4 protein-coding genes are annotated in these 3,643 nt (G+C 64.6%); 2 read left to right on the forward strand and 2 right to left on the reverse strand.

Annotated features, from left to right (window positions below):
- Positions 1-420: DUF8189 domain-containing protein (locus ABD768_RS43280; RefSeq protein ID WP_486327397.1), on the reverse strand; the 420-nt coding region annotated here is incomplete at its 3' end.
- Positions 421-698: 278 nt separating this feature from the next.
- Positions 699-1,745 (reverse strand): hypothetical protein, encoded by a 1,047-nt coding sequence (locus ABD768_RS42850; protein ID WP_344850721.1) that lies wholly within the window; start codon positions 1,743-1,745, stop codon positions 699-701.
- Between the two features lie 253 nt (positions 1,746-1,998).
- On the opposite strand from ABD768_RS42850, the gene ABD768_RS42855 reads away from it, so the two are divergent.
- Complete coding sequence (locus tag ABD768_RS42855; RefSeq protein WP_344850723.1) at positions 1,999-2,955, forward strand: carbon-nitrogen hydrolase family protein; 957 nt, start codon at positions 1,999-2,001, stop codon at positions 2,953-2,955.
- A 244-nt stretch (positions 2,956-3,199) separates the two neighbouring features.
- Positions 3,200-3,643 (forward strand): sigma-70 family RNA polymerase sigma factor (locus tag ABD768_RS42860; RefSeq protein ID WP_344850725.1); only part of this gene is annotated, 444 nt, incomplete at its 3' end.

Here is a 3,643-nt window from a genome sequence, read left to right on the forward strand (position 1 = left end):
CATCAGCTCCCAACTCCGCCAGGCGTTCCGATTCGGCACCAGCTGCGACATATGAGCGATCCCACCACCGGTCGCAAGCCCGAACAGCTCGATCCTGCCATCGGCGTTCGTCTCCGCGGCCACGGCACGCATCCGCCCACCGATCTCCTCCCACGGCGACCACGAGCCAGAGCTCGCCTTAGTCTGCCACCTGTGGAATACGTGCTCCTCCGCGTCAACCGCGAAGATCTCCAACCGGCCATCGGCGTTGCGGGCCATGGCAACCGTCCCGGCGCCCATCCCAGCACTCGCGGATGCGGGGGCCCCTGGAAGTGTCAGCACCACAACCGCGGCTAGTAGGAGCGCCCATACGACCACGGCGGCAAGCCACCGCTGTCCGAGCCGGCCACAACGCCGGCTCGGTGCCGATTCCACCTGCATGATTCCTCCCGCCCAACAAGAACTGGCGCAAAACCGCCAACGGATTGGGGTAGTTGCCCCCAGTGCTCCAGGCCCATTGCCGGGTAGGAGCGTCAGTCAATATGGTGATCGCCGGCGCTGAACCCTCGCTGCAACCCGCTTGGAGCGAAGGTTTGGAAGGCCAGCGATGCGGGTGTTAAGCCCGCCCCCAGGCTGCTCTGTGAAGCCGCGTTCGGCGGCGCCTAAGGAGGAGCTGCCTCACAACCGGTGACAATGCTGCGACCGCACCCTTCAGTTCATCAGTTGGCGCAACGAAGCTTCACCGAGACGCTGAAGTTCACCGCGGCCTCGCTGAACACTGAGTAGCGGAGCGAGGATGCACCAGTGAGATCGAGGTCCATGTGGGAGTAGCCATTGCTCAGGGCCGGAATGGTGATCGCGTCAGACTTCGTTTCGCTGACCAGAAACAAGGTCATCGGCTTGGTCGTGTTGGTCACACGCGTAGCCACGTAGGCGTGAACACAGCTGGCGATGTCGGGATGGATGTGAACAGCACCATTGATCGCGCCCAACGACACGTTCGCTTCATACGCGCTGGTGCGCGTGACCGTACCCTGAACGGTGGTGGTCACCGTTTTCAACGGCACGGCGAACGCTCCGCGGTCCACATAGTGCTTGAGTGCCCGGCTCGCGGAGATGCCTGCGCCGTACGGTGCTGCTCCACCGACGATCAGGCGGTAGGTATCCGTGGAACCGGGACGGGTCGCAGTGACTGTCACCTTGCCGGCTGTTGTGGCTCCGCTTGCGACATTGACCCATACCTTGGCGTCTGTCGAGTATCTCTGCAGGTACACCAACGTGCCGTTCGGCGGTGCGGGGAGGACGCGGCCGTTTGCCGCCAACGTCCCAGTTTCAGAGTTTGTTGTGGCGATGGCGTCGAACAGCACGACCCGATTGACGACCGGGTAGCGCACGCCACTGTAGGCGCGCGAGTACCTCGCTGAGCCTGCGTAGTAGACGCGGTAGTCATAGGGCGACCCCTGTTTGACCGAGAACGCAAAAGCGCCGGCCCTCGAGGTGCGAGCACTGGCCAGGTTGGCGTAGCGGTTACGTCCATGCAGCGATCGCTGCAGATAGATCGTCGCCCCGCTGAGCCGCGTCGACGTGCCCGCGCGCGCGGCCGTACCGGTCAGTTTGATCACTGAGCCATAGGCACCGGATGCCGGCGCAGACAAACTGATCGAGGCCCGCACCGACCCGGCGCCCTGCGCCGACGGCACCATGAGCACCGCTCCGCCCAATGCAGCGACAACCGCCGCGATCACCGCCCTGCGAAAAACTGACACTTTCCCTCCCTGGTACACCGCAGGCCGACATGGCCCACCTATGGCGCATGGTGACCAAAGGCCCTTGAGTCCTCCTGAAACCAGCCTGAGCCCACACGCGATAGGCCGGCCTCGTTCACGCATGAGCCGGTCGATCGCTGGTTGCATCAGGCAACGACAAACTCAGGTCGGCTTCAGGACTGCCCCTAGCCTGGGATCGGCAGCGGCCCAGAGGTCTGATGGCCGTCCGGCGTACCATGGGACAGGAAGCAAGATGACGAAGTTGACAGTTGCGGCTGTGCAGGCGGCCTATGTGCTGATGGATCGCGAGGCGACGCTTGCCAAGGTGGAGGAGCTGCTCGCCGACCCCACTGTACAAGCGGCCGACCTGGTCGTATTCCCTGAGGTGTTCGTGCCTGGTACCCCGATCTGGATAGACGGTACGCCGATCTGGGATGGTGACGAACAATGGTTCGCGATGCTGGCGGACCAGGCCGTCGTCGTACCGAGCGAGGCCACCGATCGGCTCGGGGCAGCGGCTCGACAAGCTGGGGTCTACCTGGTGATCGGAGTCAACGAACGCGAGGTCACAGGCAGCACGATCTACAACACGCTGTTGTACTTCGATGCCGATGGCAATCTCCTCGGTAAGCACCGCAAGCTGGTACCGACCGGGTCGGAACGCACAGTGTGGGGAATGGGCGACGGTTCGACGCTCGAGACCTATGAGACCACCTTCGGTCGTCTCGGCGGGCTCATCTGCTGGGAGAACTACATGCCGCTGGCACGGTTCTACCTCTACTCGCAAGGCGTCGATGTGTGGGTAGCACCGACGCTGGCCCCAGGCGACAACTGGATCGCGACCATGCGGCACATCGCTCGCGAGGGTCGCTGCTACGTGATCGGCGTCAATCCGTGTCTGCATAACGATCAGATCCCGGCCGATTTTCCCGACCGAGACCGAGTCTGGCGGGGCGATCCGGATGGCCCAGGCTGGGTCGAACCGGGCAACACAGTCATCGTGGCCCCAGACGGGGAGATCCTGGCCGGACCGGCCCGGCACTCGGAGACTGTCCTGATCGCCGAACTGGATCTTGCCAAGGTCAGTTCGGCGCGGCGAATGTTCGACCCGGTCGGGCACTACCACCGCCCCGACATCTTCCGGCTCAGCGTCGATGCGGCACCCCGGCCCGTTGTGACCACACTCCGCAACGGCCTCACCGACGACTGACTCTTCGTCGCGATCGCGCAACTTCAGGCTCAAGTCAGATTGGCTCACGCCTGGCGGGCGACGCTCTTCGTAGGATCTCGGGCTGGGAAGCACGAACTACAAGATGAGCATTCTCGCCCGGGACTGGTACGACCTGCGGTGTTCCGCTTCCATCCAGGCACACCCGTCCATCAATCGGGCGTCCGCCTAGTCGCCGCAGGGTCCGCCCGAGGGGCGGTACCACGATGCGACCATGGGAGGGATCATGAAGCCGTTCGACAAGACGACCGGCACCGCACCACAGCAGGTGCCGGAAGTACTGCCGTCCTGGGACGAGATCGTCCGGGCCCACTCGGCCCGCGTCTACCGGCTCGCGTACCGGCTCACCGGCAACAAGCACGACGCCGAGGACCTGACCCAGGAGGTCTTCGTCCGGGTCTTCCGGTCGCTGTCGTCCTACACGCCGGGCACCTTCGAGGGCTGGCTCTACCGGATCACCACGAACCTGTTCCTGGACGGTGCCCGCCGCAAGCAGCGGATCCGGTTCGACGGGCTGCCTGACGACGCGCACGACCGGCTGCCGGCGAAGGGCTCCGGCCCGGCCGAGAAGCTCGACCACGACCTGTTCGACCACGACGTGCAGTACGCGCTGGACGCGCTGCCCGAGGACTTCCGGGCGGCCGTGGTGCTCTGCGACATCGAGGGCATG

The organism is Kribbella ginsengisoli (assembly GCF_039537185.1).
In the GTDB taxonomy this organism is placed as follows: Bacteria; Actinomycetota; Actinomycetes; order Propionibacteriales; family Kribbellaceae; genus Kribbella; species Kribbella koreensis.